Origin of the sequence: Lentzea aerocolonigenes (assembly GCF_000955955.1) — a bacterium.
Lineage (GTDB): Bacteria > Actinomycetota > Actinomycetes > Mycobacteriales > Pseudonocardiaceae > Lentzea > Lentzea aerocolonigenes_A.
Genome location: NZ_JYJG01000004.1, coordinates 48,511 through 64,883 on the forward strand (window position 1 = coordinate 48,511; position 16,373 = coordinate 64,883).

Below are 16,373 nucleotides of genomic sequence, written 5' to 3' on the forward strand. Positions count from 1 at the left end.
GAGATGACCGTGACGGCGCAAGCGCCACCGGCGGCCGACGAACGGCTGAGCAAGCCCAGGGTGATGGATCAGCTGATCAAGCGCCCTGAGATCGGCGCGATGCTCGGCGCGCTGCTCGTGTTCCTGTTCTTCTCCGTGGTCACCGAGCAGTTCCTGAGCATGGGCGGTGCGGCCACGTGGCTGGACGACGCGTCCATGCTCGGCATCATGGCGGTGGCCGTGGCGCTGCTGATGATCGGTGGAGAGTTCGACCTGTCCGCCGGTGTCATGACCGCGTCCACGGCGCTCGTCACGGCCATCCTCTCCACCCAGCTGGGCCTCAACGTCTGGCTGTCGTTGCTGGTGTCGCTCGCCTTCGCGTTGGCGGTGGGCGCGTTGAACGGCTGGCTCGTGATGCGCACGGGCCTGCCGAGCTTCATCGTCACGCTGGGCAGCTTCCTCGCGTTGCAGGGCCTCAACCTCGGCGTCACCCGGCTCGTGACCGGCAGCGTGCAGGTGTCGGGCATGCGCGACACCGTCGGGTACGAGTCGGCGGGCTTCCTGTTCGCGTCGACGTTCCAGATCGGCGGCACCAGCTTCTACGTGTCGATCATCTGGTGGCTGCTGTTCGCGGTCATCGCGTCGACCGTGTTGATGCGCACCAAGTTCGGCAACTGGATCTTCGCGATCGGTGGTGCCGCGCAGTCGTCGCGCGCGGTCGGTGTGCCGGTCGTGCGGTCGAAGATCCTGCTGTTCATGACGACCGCGTTCGCCGCGTGGCTCGTCGGCTCGATCAACATCCTGCGGTACGCGAGCGTGCAGGCGAACCAGGGAATCGGGCTGGAGTTCCAGTACATCATCGCGGCGGTGATCGGCGGCTGCCTGTTGACCGGTGGCTTCGGCTCCGCGGTGGGCGCGGCGATCGGCGCGCTGATCTTCGGCATGGCGCGGCAGGGCATCGTCTACGCCGGCTGGAACAGCGACTGGTTCCAGCTGTTCCTCGGCGTGATGCTGCTGGCCGCCGTGCTGGTGAACAACATGCTTCGCCGCCGGGCGGAAAGGGTGAAGCGATGACTTCTCTCATCGAGGTCGAGAACATCGGCAAGACCTACGGCAGCGTCATCGCTTTGAGCGATGTGTCCACTGTGGTCAACGCCGGTGAGGTCACCTGCGTGCTCGGCGACAACGGCGCCGGCAAGTCGACGCTGATCAAGATCCTGGCCGGTGTGCACCAGCACGACCAGGGCTCGTTCAAGGTCGAGGGCGACGAGATCAAGTTCTCGTCCCCGCGTGAGGCGCTGGACCGCGGCATCGCGACCGTGTACCAGGACCTCGCGGTCGTGCCGCTGATGTCGGTGTGGCGCAACTTCTTCCTGGGTTCCGAGCCGACGACGAAGTTCGGCTTCCTGGACCGGAAGAAGGGCCGCGAGATCACCAAGAAGGCGTTGTCCGACATGGGCATCGACCTGCGGGACGTGGAACAGCCGGTCGGCACGCTGTCGGGTGGTGAACGGCAGTGCGTCGCCATCGCCCGCGCGGTGCACTTCGGCGCCAAGGTGCTGATCCTGGACGAACCGACCGCGGCGCTCGGCGTGAAGCAGGCCGGTGTGGTGCTGAAGTACGTGGCCCAGGCGCGTGATCGCGGCCTCGGCGTCGTGCTGATCACGCACAACCCGCACCACGCCTACCCGGTCGCCAACCGGTTCCTGCTGCTCAAGCGCGGTCGTGCGCTCGGCAGCTACGAGAAGAACGAGATCGACATCAACGAGCTGACGCGCCAGATGGCCGGCGGTGCCGAGCTGGAAGCGCTGGAGCACGAGCTGCGAGGTGTCGAGGCGTGACGTCGCTGGAAGTGCTGACCGTCGGCCGGGTCGGCGTCGACCTCTACCCCGAGCAGTCGGGCGTGCCACTGGCCGAGGTCAGCACGTTCGCCAAGTCGCTCGGCGGCACCGCGACCAACGTCGCGGTCGCCGCCGCGCGGCTCGGCCGTCGTGCCGGGGTGTTGACGAAAGTCGGACCTGACGGTTTCGGAACCTATGTGCGGCAGGCACTTGAAGGCTTCGGGGTGTCGTCGGAGCACGTCGGCACGTCGCCGGATCTGCTGACGCCGGTGGTGTTCTGCGAGCTCAACCCGCCCGCGGACCCGCCGCTGTTGTTCTACCGGCTGCCGATCGCGCCGGATCTCACGCTGAGCGAGGACGACGTGCCGTGGTCGCTCACGCGTGAAGTCCCGCTGTTGTGGGTGACCGGCACCGGAGTTTCCGCTGAGCCCGCACGTTCAAGTCAGCGGATGATGCTGGCGAACCGGGCCCGGCACGGCCACACGGTGCTGGACCTGGACTACCGGCCGATGTTCTGGCCGGACGTCAAGACCGCGCGCGAAGAGATCAGCTGGATGCTCGACCACGTGACGGTCGCCGTGGGCAACCGGACCGAGTGCGAGGTCGCGGTCGGCACGTCCGATCCCGACGAGGCCGCGGACCGGCTGCTGGCACGCGGAATCTCGTTGGCGCTGGTCAAGAAGGGCGCCGAGGGCGTGCTGGTGGCCACGCCGGAAGGCCGCTGGACGGTCGAGCCGACGCCGGTCGAAGTCGTGTGCGGGCTTGGTGCCGGTGACGCGTTCGGTGGATCCGTGGTGCACGGCCTGCTGTCGGGCTGGGAGCCGGTGAAGATCGCCCGCTACGCCAACGCGGCCGGCGCGATCGTGGCGTCGCGGCTGGCCTGCGCGGACGCGATGCCGGACCAGAAAGAGATCGAGGAGCTGCTGTGATCACGGACGGGCAGTGGCGCGAACTGCTGTGGCGGCGGGCCGAGGACCCCGGCTCGATCAGGCGGGCCTACCAGGCGCGCAAGCGGCGCAACTCGTTGCTGAACGGCAAGTCCACGCTGTTCCTGGTCGCGGCGGACCACCCGGCTCGAGGCGCACTGGGCGTCGGCGGCGACCCGCTGGCGATGGCCGATCGACGGTCGTTGCTCGACAGGTTGCTGACTGCGCTGGCGAATCCCGCGGTCGACGGTGTGCTCGGCACGCCGGACGTGATCGAGGACCTGTTGCTGCTCGACGGTCTGAACGAGCGCGTGGTCATCGGTTCGATGAACCGAGGTGGCCTGGCCGGTGCGGACTGGGAGATCGACGACAGGTTCACCGCCTACGACGCGTCGTCGATCGCGACGTTCGGGCTGGACGGCGGCAAGATGTTGCTGCGCCTGGTCGACTCGGATCCCGGCACCATTCCCACTTTGGAAGGCTGCGCGCGAGCCGTCACCGAACTCGCCGAGCACGGCCTGATGGCGATGGTCGAACCGTTGCCGTACAAGCGTGATCACAACGACAAGCTGGTGCTGCAGAAGGACTCCGCGGCTTTGTCGCGTGCCTCGGCCGTGGCCGCGGGCTTGGGTGCGACCTCTGCCTACACCTGGCTGAAGCTGCCCGCGCCGAACGAGCCGGAAGTCGTGCTGGACACCACCGCGTTGCCGGCCCTGGTGCTGGGCGGGGTTCCGTCCGCGAACCCCGAGGACGACCTCGCGTCGTGGGGCCGCTCGCTGCGCCATCCGACCGTGCGCGGCCTGGTAGTCGGCCGTGCGCTGCTCTATCCGCCGGACGGTGATGTTGCCGCTGCCGTTGCTGCCGCCGCCGAAATCCTGCGCACCGCAAAGGGAGTCACGGTATGACCCTGCACCGTCCACACGGGACGCTCTCGACCGCGGCCGAGGTCATCCACCTGATGCCGGAGGACGCGGGCTGGATCTACACCGGGCTGCGGGTGATGCGGATCGAGGCCGGGTGGGTGCACACGATCGAGACCGGCGAGTTCGAGGCGTTCGTGCTGCCGCTCGCCGGGTCGTTGACGGTCGAGGTCGACGACGAGCGGTACGAGCTGCAGGGCCGTGACTCGGTGTTCACCCGCGTCACGGACTTCGCTTACGTGCCACGGGATGCCTCGGTTGTGCTGTCCTCCGAGGACGGATGCGAGGTCGCGCTGCCGATGGCTCGCTGTGAAAAGCGGCTGACTCCCAAGTACGGCCCTGCGGACGGCGTTCCGGTCGAGGTGCGCGGTTCCGGCAACGCCACCCGCCAGGTCACCAACTTCGGCACGCCGGGCGTGTGGGACCACGCGGACAAGCTCAACGCGTGCGAGCTGATCACCCCGGACGGCAACTGGTCCTCGTACCCGCCGCACAAGCACGACTCCTCGGAGCCGTGCGAGGTCGAGAACGAGGAGATCTACTACTTCCGCATCGCCGACCGGGATGGCGTCACGCCGTCGCGGACCGGCTTCGGTTTCCACCGCACGTACACCGACGACGGCACGATCGACGAAGACGTGACCGTGCGCGACGGTGACGTGTTCCTGATCCCGCGCGGCTACCACGGTCCGTGCGTCGCGGCGCCGGGTTACCCCATGTACTACCTGAACGTTCTGGCCGGACCGGGCGACGAACGTTCGATGGCGTTCTGCGACGACCCGGCGCACACCTGGGTCCGCGACAGCTGGGCGACGCAGGAGCTCGACCCGCGCTGTCCGGTCACGACTGCTGAGGGGCGAGTGAAGTGAAGCTGACGACCGCGCAGGCTCTGGTCCGGTGGATGCTGGCCCAGCGCACCGAACTGCTCGACGGTTCCACCGCCCCGTTGTTCCCCGGCGTGTTCGGGATCTTCGGGCACGGCAACGTGCTCGGCCTCGGCAACGCGCTCGAAGAGGTCCGCGACCGCATGCCGGTCTGGCGCGGCCACAACGAACAGGGCATGGCCCTCGCCGCGGTCGGCATCGGCAAGGCCACCCATCGCCGCCAGGTCGGCGCCGCCACGTCGTCCATCGGCCCCGGCGCCCTGAACATGGTCACGGCAGCGGGCGTCGCCCACGCCAACCGGTTGCCGCTCCTGCTCCTGCCAGGCGACACCTTCACCGGCCGCGCGCCGGATCCCGTGCTGCAGCAGGTCGAGCACTTCCACGACCCGACCGCGACCGTGAACGACGCGTTCCGCGCGGTCAGCCGCTACTTCGACCGCATCACCCGCCCCGAGCAGCTGCTGTCGACTCTGCCCCAGGTCGCGCGGGTGCTGACCGACCCGGCCGACTGCGGCCCGGTGACGCTGGCTCTGCCGCAGGACGTCCAGGCCGAGTCCTACGACTTCCCCGACGCCCTGTTCACCCCGGTCGTCCACCGCCTGCTGCGCCAGCGCCCGGACCTGCGTGCTCTGACCGAGGCCGCCCAGGCGATCCGTTCCGCTTCGAAGCCGTTGCTGGTGCTCGGCGGCGGCGTCCGCTACTCGGGTGCTGCCGGAAGGGCGTTGCGGTTCGCCGAGCAGCACGGCATCCCGATCACCGAGACCACGGCCGGCCGCACGCTGATCCCGCACGACCACCCGCTCTACGCCGGGCCGCTGGGCATCACGGGCTCCACCTCGGCCAACGTCCTGGCCGGCGAAGCCGACCTGATCATCGCGGTGGGCACCCGGCTGCAGGACTTCACGACCGCGTCCTGGACCGTGTTCTCCGCGGACGCCCACATGATCTCCCTGAACGCGGCTCGCTTCGACGCCGTGAAGCACGGCTCGTTCGCCCTGGTCGCCGACGCCGACGAGGGCCTGCGCGAACTGACGGACGTCCTCGCCTCCTGGCAAGGCCCGGCAACCTGGGCGGCCCGCGCCCGCACCGAACGTGCGAAGTGGGACGACCACATCACGTCGCTGCGCCGGCCTTCTGATGGCCTGCCGACGTACGCCCAGGTCGTCGGCGTCGTGAACGACGTCAGCGGCCCGCGCGACTACGTGATGACGGCATCCGGGGGCCTCCCCGGTGAGCTGATCGGCGGCTGGCGTGCCACCGGCGAGTCCACAATGGACGTCGAGTACGGCTTCTCCTGCATGGGCTACGAACTGGCCGGGGCCTGGGGCGCTGCGATCGCCCACACCGAGGGCGTCGTCACCACCCTGCTCGGCGACGGCTCGTACCTGATGCTGAACTCCGAACTCTTCTCCGCCTCCTTCGCCGGCCACGGCTTCGTGGCGGTCGTCTGCGACAACGACGGCTACGCGGTGATCCACCGCCTGCAAACGGGCCAGGGCGGCGCGGGCTTCAACAACCTCTACGCCGACTGCACGACCAACCACTCCGAACCGCCGCGCACGGACTTCGCCGGCCACGCCGCCGCGATGGGCTGCGCGGTCTTCCCTGCCGACTCGCTGGCCGACCTCGAAGGCGCGTACCGCAAGGCCCGCGAGGTGGCGGTGTCCGAACGCCGCCCGGCCGTCGTCGTGATCCGCACGCACCCGTCGTCGTGGACCGAGGCAGGCGCGTGGTGGGAGGTCGGCGTGCCGGAGATCTCACATCGCGCCGAGATCGGCCAGGCCCGCGAGGAAGTTCTTGAAGGCAAGGCCAAGCAGGTCCGCTACCTGAGCTGAGCGTCACCGCTCAGTGACTGAGACAACCTCGCATCAGGGAACAACACCCACGGCGTGTCCCCTTGAACGGTTCGTAGGCCTACGAACCGTTCAAGGGAGTTTCCCGTGAGCTTGCTGTTCTCCCCGCTGACCCTGCGGTCGGTCACCCTGCCCAACCGCATCGCGGTGAGCCCGATGTGCCAGTACTCGGTGAGCGCCGAAGACGGCATCCCGATCGACTGGCACCTGGTGCACCTCGGCAGCAGGGCCGTCGGCGGCGCCGGGCTGGTCATCGCCGAGGCCACGGCGGTCGAGCCGCGGGGCCGGATCTCGCCGCAGGACGTCGGCATCTGGAACGACGCCCAGGTCGAGGCCTGGAAGCCGATCACGAAGTTCATCAAGGAGCACGGCTCGGTGCCGGGCATTCAACTCGCGCACGCTGGGCGCAAGGCGATCGGTGACTGGGTTCCGGTGGCACCCACGACCGAGCCGTTCCCCGGCGGCAACCAGCCGGAGAAGCTCACCGGCCACGCGAGCATCGTCAAGGCGTTCGTCGAAGGCGCACTCCGGGCGCTCGAAGCCGGGTTCGAGGTGCTGGAGATCCACGCCGCCCACGGTTACCTGCTGCACGAGTTCTACTCGCCGCTCACGAACGAGGGCAGCCTCGAAGAACGCATCGCCGTCCCCGTCGAGGTGACCGCCGCCGTGAGGGCAGCGGTCGGCCCGGACGTGCCGGTGATCGTCCGCATCAGCGGCACCGACTGGGTGGACGACGGCTGGACCGCCGACGACAGCGTTGTGCTGGCACAGGCGCTCAAGGCCGCGGGTGCGGACCTGATCGACGTGTCCAGCGGTGGCAACACCGCGCAGGCGGACATCCCGATCGGGCCCGGCTACCAGGTGCCGCTCGCCGAAGCGGTGCGACGCAAGGCAGACGTGCCCACGGGTGCGGTCGGCCTGATCACCGAGGCGAAGCAGGCCGAACAAGTTTTGACGGACGGTTCCGCTGACCTGGTGCTGCTCGCGCGCGAGTTGCTCCGCGACCCGTACTGGCCACTGCACGCGGCACAGCAGTTGGGTGTGGAGGTCAAGGCACCGAGGCAGTACGCCAGGGCGTTCTGAAAGCGCCCTCAGAGTTCAAGGGCTGGGCACCGATGATCCGGTTGCCCAACCCTTGAACTCTTCAGGCTGAATTCAGCGACGGTAGTCGTCGTAGTCGTCGTACGGGTCGTCGTGGGGCACTTCGGCACCACCACTCCCGTTCGGCGACCTTTCGTCACCAGACAGCTCGCGCTGCAGCGCAGCGAAGTCGGTCTCATGAGAGCTGTATTTGAGCTCCCTGGCGACCTTCGTCTGCTTGGCCTTCGCTCGGCCGCGCCCCATGGCTCGACCCCCTCGCACAGGGACGGGGGCGGCCGGGGGAACGGCGGCCCCACTCGTCTCGACAACTAGTTCCTGGTAACTACCGTACCGTGCCGATGGGGTTCCTCGCGACGCGGTAGGCGTGACACGTACCGCCAAATCTCGCGGCCGCCCTCGCGTGGAAGGATGCACAGGTGCCCAGACCGTTCGTCGCCTACCTACGGGTGTACGAACCGTTATCGGTATTGGACGCACCGCTAGCTGCGAAGGTCGAAAAAGCCCTGGAAACCGGGCCTGTCCTCCGGTCGGAGGCAGGTGACCGCGAACGGGAGCTGTGGTTGCGATCACAGTTGAGACAAAAGCTGCTTCCGGGCGAGTCGTTCGACGTGATGACGATCAGTCCGGCCGAGGTGCCGACCTCCGAAGCCGCTCGTGTCGGTCCGGGACCTCTCGTCTGCCCTCTCGACCTCCGGGCCCGTTCCGCCGCGGCTCTGGTGGGCTTCCTGGCCTCCTCTCCGCCGATCCTGCAGGACGCGGTGCTCAACCTGGCCTCCGAAACGGTCCGAGCGCGCGCGTCCGCCGTGATGGCCGAACTCTCGGCGGGAGCGGTCCACGTCATCTCCACGACCTGGACCGTGCCGCTGCCCTGGTTCTCCCTCGTCGACCCGGCCCAGCGCCGCGTGGTGCTCGCCAGCGCCCAGGACGACCCCGAACGGCAGGTGTCCTGGCGGGTCGCGATGGCCGACGCGCGCCGCCGCGTCGCACGGGCGTTGAAGATCGTGAAGGCGTCACTGGGTGAGGACGGGCCCGCGAAGGTCCTCGCCGACACCGGACGCTGGCTCGAGCACTTCCACCCGCACTCGGCGGTCGAGCTCGACTACGGCGGCCTGGTGCAGCTGCTGCAGGACAAGGACCTGCTGGAGGACACCTCCGCGGCCGACGTCAACGCCATCGTCGACGCGCTGGAGAACGGTGACGCCGAGGAGGTCGCGCTGCGCTACGAGACGCTGCGCGAGTTCTGGGGCGAGCTGGCCCGCAGGGAACGCCACGGCTGAAGCAGCACCCGCGCGGCTACCGCTGCCGCGGCTGCCAGCGCCATCGCCGCGGGCCACGCCACGTGCACGGCGACCCAGGCGGCGATCGCCGGGGTGATCGCGGCGCTCAGGTAGTTGGCCGAGTTCTGCATGGCGATCGCGGTGGCGCTGCGGCCGTCGGGCGCGAGCTCACCGGCCTCGGTGACGGCCAGGCCGTTCCAGCACACGGCCAGCGCGGTCGTCGGCACCAGTACCGCGACCAGGACGGGGACTGGCGCCTGGTCGAACACCGCGACCAGCACGAACCCCACCGCCGTGGCGATCGCGACGATCTTCAACGGGCCGATCCGGCTGCGCGCCCGGTCCGACCACACGCCCACGGCCAGCCTTCCAGCCCCACCCACCGCCTGCGCGATGCCGAACACCACCGCCGCAGCCGTGACGGTCATGCCGTGAGTGCTCAGCAGAGGCACGAGGAGGGCGGTGGCGGTGAACTGGGGAACGACGAGCAGTCCGCTGGCCAGCGACAGCCTGAGCAGTTTCGGATCCTTGAGGATCAGGCCGTGGTCGCTGCTCGCCCTGGTCGCACCAGGCGGCTCGCGGACCAGCAGCGCCACCGCGAGCGCCACGAACGCGGTCACCGAAGCCAGGGCCACGAACGCGGCAGGGACGCCGTGAGTGATCGCGAGGCCCGGCAGGAACGCCGCCGTGAGCGCTGCACCCAGCGGGGTCGCCGTCTGCCGCACGCCCATCGCGAGCCCGCGGTTGCCGGCGCTGAACCACGACATGACCGCCCGGCCGCTCGCCGCGTTGACTGAAGCCCCGAACAACCCGGCGCCGAGCAAAGCCAGTCCTGCGAGCCATGCGTTGCCGAGGGCAACTGCGAGCAGGCAGGCGGCCGCACCGACGCCGCCGATCGTCATGGCGAGCCGTTCACCACGGCGGTCCGCGAAGAACCCCCACGGCACCAACGCGATCATCGTGCCGAGGTTCACGGCACCGAGAAGCAGCCCGACCTGGGGCAACGTCAGGGAGAAGTGCTGCTGCAGCTGCGGGCTGATCGCGGGCAGGCCGAGGAAGACTGCCGCGTTCGTGCCCTGCGCCAAAGCTCCGATGCACAGCACGACCCAGCGATACCCCATGAGGGCACGCTAGGTCTGCAGTTCAGAAAGTGGAACGCCTGTCTTACCTCTTGGGACGGTGGTGTCCGCGCTCAGCCGCCAGCAGCTCGTCCACCGACGCACTTCCGCGCTGGTAGCGAGAGGCGATCTCGGCGTTGAGCTTGTCCACGACCACCTGCACCTCGCGCCGCCGCACCGACACCGAGGCCTCTTCCGAGATGAACGTCTCCAACGCTTCGCCGAGGCGATCGTCGGACAACTTGCTCACGTCGGAGAGGTCCACGTCGGAGACGAGCGCCTCGACGTGCCGTTGATGCGCATCAGCACGTGACGGCTCATGGGTCTGGTACCGGCCCAGACCGGTCGCCGGGCCAACGGCATTCGTGGACAGGATCGTGGCCAGCTGCTCGACCACCGCCGAGCCGCCGGAGCTGCGGCGCTCCTGTTCCGCGCGCACGATGTCGATCCGCGCGTGCAACAGCCGCCGCAGGTAGGACAGGTCGGTCTCTTCCTGCGCTGCCTCGTCGCGGAGTTCGCGCACCTCGACGAGCGGGCGCTGCTCGACGCCCTCCGTGTAGTCGGGGGCGAGCACCCGGTCGATTCGGCGGCGCCCGCCAGGACGCACCTCGATCACGTGTCCATCCTGCGGTAGATCCTCCTCACCCGCCAACACATCCCATGCACCAAACTTGTCTCAAATGTGCACGCCCAGGAGCTTCCGCGTCTCATCTGGCGTCAAAGCAGGCCGTTGCGCGATCTTCGCCAGGCCTGCCGCGCGCGCTACGAGCTGTGCGTTGTCCCGAACTGGCACACCACGTGAGTAGCTGATCGTGTCTTCCATACCCACTCGAAGGTGGCCACCCGCGCCCAAAGCGGTGAACATCACGGGCAGCGTGGTCCGGCCGATCCCGGTGGCGGAGAAGGTTGCCCCGTCCGGCAGAGCGTTGACTGCTGCGACCAGGGTCGCGGCGTCACCGGGCATGCCGCCGGGCACTCCCATGACGAAGTCGACGTGCACATGACCGCCCGCGGGCAGGCCGTGCTGGTCCAGAAGGCGCTTCAACGACGCCAGCTGGCCGATGTCGAAGATCTCGTACTCCGGGACGATGCCGCGTTCCTGCATGCCCTTGTGCAGCGCGACGATGAACTCCCAGCGGTTCATGAACACGTCGTCGCCGAAGTTGACCGTGCCCATCGTGCAGGACGCGGAGTCCGGCATCGCCTCGAGCACGCGCAGCCGGTTCTCCTCCGGGTCGTGCACCGACCCGCCGGACGACAGCTGGACGACGAGGTTGGTCTCGGAGCGCAGAGCCTCGACGGTGGCCTTCAGCCGGCCGAGGTCGAGCGACGGCTTCGCGTCCTCGCCACGGATGTGGACGTGGATCATCGCCGCGCCGACCTGCTCGCAGCTCTGAGCCGTCGCGACCAGCTCTTCCAGGGTGACTGGAAGCTGCGGGACGTCCGCTTTCGCGTGTTCCGCTCCGGTGGGAGCGACCGTGATGAGAGTGCCCAAGGACATGGGCGCGACTCTAGGGCCTCATCCCCGCAGGTTGCGAACAGCTTCCCGGCCCAGACCGGGGGTGTCCGGCGGCACCGAATCGGGGTCGATTCGTGCCTGAACCTCCCTTTCGGGGGCTCCGGCGACGAGGTCCGATTCCACCGGCACAGACCGCTTGACCAGCGCCAACGCGATCGGACCCAGCTCGTGGTGCAGCACCACGCTGCCCACCCGGCCGACCGCGCGCCCGTCCAGGGTGACGGGGTCACCGGTCTCCGGCGTGCCGTCCGCAGAACCATCCAGGTGGAGTAGGAGCATCCGGCGCGGCGGGCGTCCCACGTTGTGGACCTTCGCGACCGTCTCCTGGCCCCGGTAGCAGCCCTTGTTGAGGTGCACGGCCGGGTCGATCAGGTTGACCTCGTGCGGGATCGTGCGCTCGTCGGTGTCGATGCCCTGGCGCGGCCGCAGCGCCTCGACCCGCAGCGCCTCGAACGCGAAGCTGCCGGCCGGGCGAGCACCCGCGTCGGTGATCCGCTGCCACCAGTCCGTGAGCTCGGAACGTGGCACCAGCAGGTCGAACGAGCGCTGAAGTGGCCACGACGTCCTGCGCACGAAACCTTCGCCGAGCGCGTCGACGCCGGTGGGCACGGGGATGCCGAGCTTCTCCAGCACCGCGGGCGCGTCCGGTCCGATGATCGACAGCAGCGCGAACTCCGCCGTCGCGTCCCGTGGCTCGACCTTCGACCAGAAGACCATCTTCTGCAGGTACTTGAGCAGCTCGTCGACCTTCTCGACGTCCAGGAACACCGTGCCGCCGACGTTCGCGACGACCATGTGGTGCTCGAGGCGGCCCTGCGCGTCGAGGATCAGCGCCTCGGTCGCGGCACCCTCGCCCAGCTGCTCGAAGTGCTGGCTGGTGAGCTGGTGCAGCCACTTGAGCCGGTCCTCGCCGGGAATCGCGATGACACCGCGGTTGGAGCGGTCCACGACCACGACCGACCGAGCTGCCGAACGTTGCTCGGCGAACGGGTCGCCGTAGTGCCAGGCAACACCTGCGTCGGTGGAATCGTCGGGCGGCGGGACGGCTCCGGGGAGGATCACTCGGTCTCCTGCTCCTGCTCTTGCTTCAGACAGTCACGGCACGTGCCGGACAGCGCGAGGTGGCTCGCATCCAGTTCAAACCCGTCTCGCTCCCGCAATGTTCCGACCAGCGGGTCGAGCAGCTCACACGGGATCTCGTCGATCCGGCCGCACACGTGGCACACGAGATGCACGTGCTGGTGGTCGTCGACCGAGTAGCTCGGCGCGCCGTGACCCAGGTGCGTGTGCCGGACCAGCCCGAGCCGGTCGAGCAGGTCGAGCGTGCGGTAGATCGTGGTGATGTTGACCGTCGGCGCGGTCTCCTGGACGCGCTGGCAGATCTGCTCGGGCGTCGAATGCTCGAGCGACCTGACCGCGTCCAGCACGAGCTGGCGCTGCGGCGTCATCCGCATGCCGCGGTCGTGCAGCGTTTTGCGCAGGCCTCTTGCGGTCTCCACACCACCGATGTTAGTAGGCTCGGCGACATGCGCGTGCTGGCACTGCTCGACGGAACCCTCGCTGACCCCGACTCGCCGCAGATCCGCGTCGACGACCTCGGACTCATGCGCGGTGACGGCGTGTTCGAAACGATCCTCGTGGTCGACGGGAAGCCCCGCGAACTCACGCCGCACCTGGACCGGCTCGACCGGTCCGCGGCCATGCTCGACCTGCCGGCACCGCCGCGTGCGGAGTTCGAGCGCGCGGTCGAGCTCGTCATCGGAAACTGGGCAGGCGGCAAGGAGTTCGCCCTCAAGCTCGTCTACACCCGCGGCATCGAGGGCGGCGACGGCACGGGCACCGGGTTCGCGCTCGGCATGGAGATCGGCGCGAAGGTGCTCAAGCAGCGTGCCGAGGGCCTGGCCGCGGTGACGCTGGACCGCGGCATCGAGCCGGACCTGGCCGACCGCGCGCCGTGGCTGCTGCTGGGCGCGAAGTCGCTGTCGTACGCGATCAACATGGCCGCGATCCGCGAGGCCGAGCGCCGCGGAGCCGTCGAGGTCATCTTCACGACCTCCAGCGGCTCGGTGCTCGAGGGCCCGACCTCGACCGTGATCCTGGTGCGGGGCAAGACGCTGGTCACGCCGCCGTCGAAGCTCGGCATCCTGCCCGGCACCACGCAGTACGCGTTGTTCCGCGCCGCCGAGCGCGCCGGCTGGACCGTGCTCGTGGAGCCGATCCAGGCCGGCGAGCTCTACGACGCCGAGGGCGTGTTCCTCGCGTCCAGCGTTCGCAAGATCACGCGCGTGACCACGCTGGACGGCAAGCAGCTGCCCGACTCCTCAGCCCTGCTCACTGAGCTGCAGGGCCTTTACGAGTCCGAGTACTAACGGAGTCCGGAGTCGACCGCGGTCAGCAACGGACCGCGGTCACCCGACATCTCCCAGAACATCGCACCGAGCAGGTTCTTCGACTTCAGCCACGCGGTCTTCTTCTGGATCGACCACGTGTCGTCGAAGGTCCACCACTGGTTGCCGGTGTAGCAGGACGTCGCCACGGCCACCTCGTCGTGGTAGACGGTGCAGTTCGGCACGGACGCGACGAGGTTGGCGTACCCGCGCGTGCCAGCTTCCTCCGGGAACTGGCCAGGTGCCGCACCACCTGCGGCCTGCCACTCGCCGTTCTTGCCGCCGTTGACCACGTTCTGCCAGCCGCGGCCGTAGAACGCGAGCCCGAGCGTGATCTTGCGCGACGGCACCCCGGCGTCGAGGTAGGCCTGCACCGTGCTCGCCACGTCGAAGTGGAACGAGTACGGGTCGTCCGGGTCGGGGTAGAGGTTGCCCTGGTGCCCGGTCCGGTTCGGCTCCCACGAGTTGTCGCTGCCGGAGCCGTGGAAGTCGTAGCCCTGGACGTTGAAGATGTCCATCGACTGCGCGACCCGCCCGAGCTCCCAGCCCGTCGCGATCTTGCCGGGGTCGGCCGGGGTGAACGCGGTCAGCTGGTAGCGCTTGCCGGTCGTGGCGCCGTACGCGTCGATCTGCCGGCGGAACTCCTCGATCAGCAGCGAGTTGTTGACCTTGTCCTGCGGGCCGAAGTGGTTGCCCGCGTGGCCTTCCGCGCCCGGCCACTCCCAGTCGAGGTCGAAGCCGTCGAAGATGCCGGCCGCGGTGCCGGGGCCGCCGGCGCCGTTGTAGGTCGGCAGGTTGCCCTTGAGATAGATGTCGATGCACGACGACACGAACTTCTTGCGCGAGGCGTCCGTCGCCGCGACGTCGGAGAAGTACTTCGAGTACGTCCAGCCGCCGAGCGAGATCAGCACCTTGAGGTTCGGGAACCTGGCCTTGAGCTTGCGGAGTTGGTTGTAGTTGCCGCGCAACGGTTCCCAGCCGCTGTCCGCCACGCCGTCGACGGACTGCGCCGCGCTCATCGGCCTGCTGTAGTCGGCTTCCGCGTCACCCGCGCCGTCGCCCTGGTTCGGGTCCTGCGGGTTGGCGCTCGTGCCCTTCGTGACGCCGTGCAGACATGTCAGGTTGACCGGGTCGATGTTGCCGAACGCGTAGTTGACGTGCGTCAGCTTCGCGGCGTCCATGTCCTTCACGAAGTACTGGCGCCCGTAGATGCCCCACTGCACGAAGTAACCGACACGGGCGTACCCACCGACGATGTCACTCGTGGTCTCGGTGAGCGCGTTGCTCGGCCCGGACACGTTGTCGTAGGTGTCGCGAGCGCGCACTGTGAAGGTGTAGCTCGTCGACGGCGCGAGGCCGCTGACCACCGCCGTCGTCCCGGAGACCGTCATCTTCACGGTTGAGCCCTGGTAGACGTCGTAGTTCGCGACACCGCTGTTGTCCGTGGAAGCGTTCCACGCCAACGTGATGCTGCCCGCGTCCTTGGCGGTCGAACGCAAGTTGCCCGGCACGCTCGGCGGAGTTGTGTCAGTGGCCGGGTTGTTGGTCGTGACGCTGACGGCCGCGCTCGGGGAGCTTTGAGTCCCCTTGGTGTCCTTGGCCCGCACCGTGAACGAGTACGCGGTGTTCGGGTTCAGGCCGGTGACGATCGCCGACGTCGTGGTGCTGCTCGTCGCGAGCGTGCTGCCGCTGTAGACGTCGTACCCCGCGACCGGCAGCGAACCCGCGGTGGAGGCGTTCCACTGCAACGTCACCGTGCGCGTGGTCTTGCTCGGTGAGGTCAGACCCGTTGGGGCGCTTGGCGGAGTGTCCGGGGCGCCGCTGCAGTTCGCGTTGTTGACGCGGCAGGTCACCGGTTCCACGTTGGAGCTGATGGAGAACGTCGGGCTGTACGGCTCGGTGCTGCCACCCGCCGCGACGCTCTTGTTGTAGTACGCGGGAGTAAGCGTGACCTGGTTGCCGGATTGGGCAACCGTGCCGTTCTGGCCGTTGCTGACGGTCACGCCGTTGGGCAGCGTGAAGACGATCGACCAGTCGGCGATGGCCGCGGTGGTGTTGTTGCGCACGATGAACTTCGCGGTGCCGCCGGCGACCGAGTAGTCGGCGGTGACGCCACTCGCGGGCGGAGCTGGATCACCGTTGCCGTCGCACGGCATGTTGTTGATCGTGCAGGTGGTCGGGTCGGAGGCCGTGCTCAACGTGAACGTCGGGCTGTACGGCTCGGTGTTGCGCCCCGGCGGGAGGTTGTTGATGTAGAAGGCCGGAGTGAGGGTCACTCTCGTGCCGTTCTGGGTGGTCGTCGCGTTCTGGACGTTGCTGACCGTGACACCGGACGGCAGGTCGAACTTGATCGACCACCCGTTGAGCGCGGTCGTGGTCGCGTTGGCGACCACGAACTTGCCTGTCGTGCCGGCGCGGGAGAAAGTGGCGGTGATGCCCGTGGCGGCCTGTGCAGGGACCGCCAATGCGAGCACGGCGACCAAAATCGCCAGGAGGGCAGGGATTCGGCGCATGCGGAGCTCCAGGTAGGTAGAGGTCCGCGGCGGCCTGGCTGTTACGGTACTTTGG

At 68.6% G+C, this 16,373-nt stretch carries 16 protein-coding genes; 9 read left to right on the plus strand and 7 right to left on the minus strand.

What is annotated here, in order from left to right:
- Positions 1 to 3: 3 nt before the first annotated feature.
- From UK23_RS01585 to UK23_RS01615, 7 genes are all read left to right on the plus strand, one after another.
- Positions 4 to 1,053 carry an ABC transporter permease gene (locus UK23_RS01585; RefSeq protein ID WP_045309517.1) on the plus strand — a complete coding sequence of 350 codons (1,050 nt, stop codon included), beginning with the start codon at positions 4 to 6 and terminating at the stop codon, positions 1,051 to 1,053.
- Positions 1,050 to 1,820, plus strand: coding sequence for an ATP-binding cassette domain-containing protein (locus UK23_RS01590; protein ID WP_045309518.1), 771 nt, complete (start codon positions 1,050 to 1,052; stop codon positions 1,818 to 1,820). The genes UK23_RS01585 and UK23_RS01590 overlap by 4 nt, the downstream gene beginning before the upstream one ends.
- Positions 1,817 to 2,749, plus strand: a complete 933-nt coding sequence (gene iolC, locus UK23_RS01595) for a 5-dehydro-2-deoxygluconokinase (RefSeq protein WP_045309519.1) — start codon at positions 1,817 to 1,819, stop codon at positions 2,747 to 2,749. The genes UK23_RS01590 and iolC overlap by 4 nt, the downstream gene beginning before the upstream one ends.
- Complete coding sequence (locus UK23_RS01600; protein ID WP_045309520.1) at positions 2,746 to 3,651, plus strand: Cgl0159 family (beta/alpha)8-fold protein; 906 nt, start codon at positions 2,746 to 2,748, stop codon at positions 3,649 to 3,651. The genes iolC and UK23_RS01600 overlap by 4 nt, the downstream gene beginning before the upstream one ends.
- Positions 3,648 to 4,535 carry a 5-deoxy-glucuronate isomerase gene (gene iolB / locus UK23_RS01605; RefSeq protein WP_045309521.1) on the plus strand — a complete coding sequence of 296 codons (888 nt, stop codon included), beginning with the start codon at positions 3,648 to 3,650 and terminating at the stop codon, positions 4,533 to 4,535. The genes UK23_RS01600 and iolB overlap by 4 nt, the downstream gene beginning before the upstream one ends.
- On the plus strand, positions 4,532 to 6,385 hold the full coding sequence (iolD, locus tag UK23_RS01610; RefSeq protein WP_045309522.1) for a 3D-(3,5/4)-trihydroxycyclohexane-1,2-dione acylhydrolase (decyclizing): 1,854 nt from the start codon (positions 4,532 to 4,534) through the stop codon (positions 6,383 to 6,385). The genes iolB and iolD overlap by 4 nt, the downstream gene beginning before the upstream one ends.
- Before the next feature lie 105 nt (positions 6,386 to 6,490).
- The gene (locus tag UK23_RS01615; RefSeq protein WP_045309523.1) at positions 6,491 to 7,486 is read left to right on the plus strand and encodes an NADH:flavin oxidoreductase/NADH oxidase; all 996 of its coding nucleotides are present in this window, start codon (positions 6,491 to 6,493) and stop codon (positions 7,484 to 7,486) included.
- A gap of 72 nt (positions 7,487 to 7,558) precedes the next feature.
- Here the strand turns inward: UK23_RS01615 and UK23_RS01620 are convergent, their stop codons facing one another.
- Positions 7,559 to 7,747, minus strand: coding sequence for a DUF3073 domain-containing protein (locus UK23_RS01620; protein WP_045309524.1), 189 nt, complete (start codon positions 7,745 to 7,747; stop codon positions 7,559 to 7,561).
- A 173-nt stretch (positions 7,748 to 7,920) separates the two neighbouring features.
- On the opposite strand from UK23_RS01620, the gene UK23_RS01625 reads away from it, so the two are divergent.
- Complete coding sequence (locus UK23_RS01625) at positions 7,921 to 8,781, plus strand: hypothetical protein (protein WP_045309525.1); 861 nt, start codon at positions 7,921 to 7,923, stop codon at positions 8,779 to 8,781.
- Here UK23_RS01625 and UK23_RS01630 read toward each other — a convergent pair.
- The 5 genes from UK23_RS01630 to UK23_RS01650 are packed head-to-tail and all read right to left on the minus strand — an operon-like array spanning position 8,724 to position 12,872.
- Positions 8,724 to 9,902, minus strand: a complete 1,179-nt coding sequence (locus UK23_RS01630; protein WP_045309526.1) for an MFS transporter — start codon at positions 9,900 to 9,902, stop codon at positions 8,724 to 8,726. The two genes, UK23_RS01625 and UK23_RS01630, sit on opposite strands and share 58 nt — an antisense overlap.
- A gap of 43 nt (positions 9,903 to 9,945) precedes the next feature.
- Positions 9,946 to 10,515 carry a hypothetical protein gene (locus tag UK23_RS01635; RefSeq protein ID WP_045309527.1) on the minus strand — a complete coding sequence of 190 codons (570 nt, stop codon included), beginning with the start codon at positions 10,513 to 10,515 and terminating at the stop codon, positions 9,946 to 9,948.
- Between the two features lie 60 nt (positions 10,516 to 10,575).
- Positions 10,576 to 11,400: a 3-keto-5-aminohexanoate cleavage protein gene (locus UK23_RS01640; protein ID WP_045309528.1), complete on the minus strand. Its 825-nt coding sequence runs from the start codon at positions 11,398 to 11,400 to the stop codon at positions 10,576 to 10,578.
- A gap of 18 nt (positions 11,401 to 11,418) precedes the next feature.
- Positions 11,419 to 12,480, minus strand: coding sequence for a YgfZ/GcvT domain-containing protein (locus UK23_RS01645; protein WP_045309529.1), 1,062 nt, complete (start codon positions 12,478 to 12,480; stop codon positions 11,419 to 11,421).
- Positions 12,477 to 12,872 carry a Fur family transcriptional regulator gene (locus UK23_RS01650; RefSeq protein WP_045309586.1) on the minus strand — a complete coding sequence of 132 codons (396 nt, stop codon included), beginning with the start codon at positions 12,870 to 12,872 and terminating at the stop codon, positions 12,477 to 12,479. Before UK23_RS01650 ends, UK23_RS01645 begins: the two co-directional genes overlap by 4 nt.
- Before the next feature lie 72 nt (positions 12,873 to 12,944).
- Here UK23_RS01650 and UK23_RS01655 point away from each other — a divergent pair, with 72 nt between their 5' ends.
- Entirely contained in the window at positions 12,945 to 13,787 is an 843-nt protein-coding gene (locus tag UK23_RS01655) for an aminodeoxychorismate lyase (RefSeq protein ID WP_045309530.1), read from the plus strand.
- Here the strand turns inward: UK23_RS01655 and UK23_RS01660 are convergent.
- The gene (locus tag UK23_RS01660) at positions 13,784 to 16,318 is read right to left on the minus strand and encodes a glycosyl hydrolase family 18 protein (protein WP_082114336.1); all 2,535 of its coding nucleotides are present in this window, start codon (positions 16,316 to 16,318) and stop codon (positions 13,784 to 13,786) included. The genes UK23_RS01655 and UK23_RS01660 overlap by 4 nt on opposite strands.
- Positions 16,319 to 16,373 lie beyond the last annotated feature (55 nt).

Coding starts and splice junctions, on each gene's coding strand:
- UK23_RS01585 (WP_045309517.1), top strand. CDS start 4: ATGACCGTGACGGCGCAAGCGCCACCGGCGGCCGACGAACGGCTGAGC.
- UK23_RS01590 (WP_045309518.1), top strand. CDS start 1,050: ATGACTTCTCTCATCGAGGTCGAGAACATCGGCAAGACCTACGGCAGC.
- iolB (WP_045309521.1), top strand. CDS start 3,648: ATGACCCTGCACCGTCCACACGGGACGCTCTCGACCGCGGCCGAGGTC.
- UK23_RS01620 (WP_045309524.1), bottom strand. CDS start 7,747: ATGGGGCGCGGCCGAGCGAAGGCCAAGCAGACGAAGGTCGCCAGGGAG.
- UK23_RS01630 (WP_045309526.1), bottom strand. CDS start 9,902: ATGGGGTATCGCTGGGTCGTGCTGTGCATCGGAGCTTTGGCGCAGGGC.
- UK23_RS01640 (WP_045309528.1), bottom strand. CDS start 11,400: ATGTCCTTGGGCACTCTCATCACGGTCGCTCCCACCGGAGCGGAACAC.
- UK23_RS01650 (WP_045309586.1), bottom strand. CDS start 12,872: ATGCGGATGACGCCGCAGCGCCAGCTCGTGCTGGACGCGGTCAGGTCG.
- UK23_RS01655 (WP_045309530.1), top strand. CDS start 12,945: ATGCGCGTGCTGGCACTGCTCGACGGAACCCTCGCTGACCCCGACTCG.
- UK23_RS01660 (WP_082114336.1), bottom strand. CDS start 16,318: ATGCGCCGAATCCCTGCCCTCCTGGCGATTTTGGTCGCCGTGCTCGCA.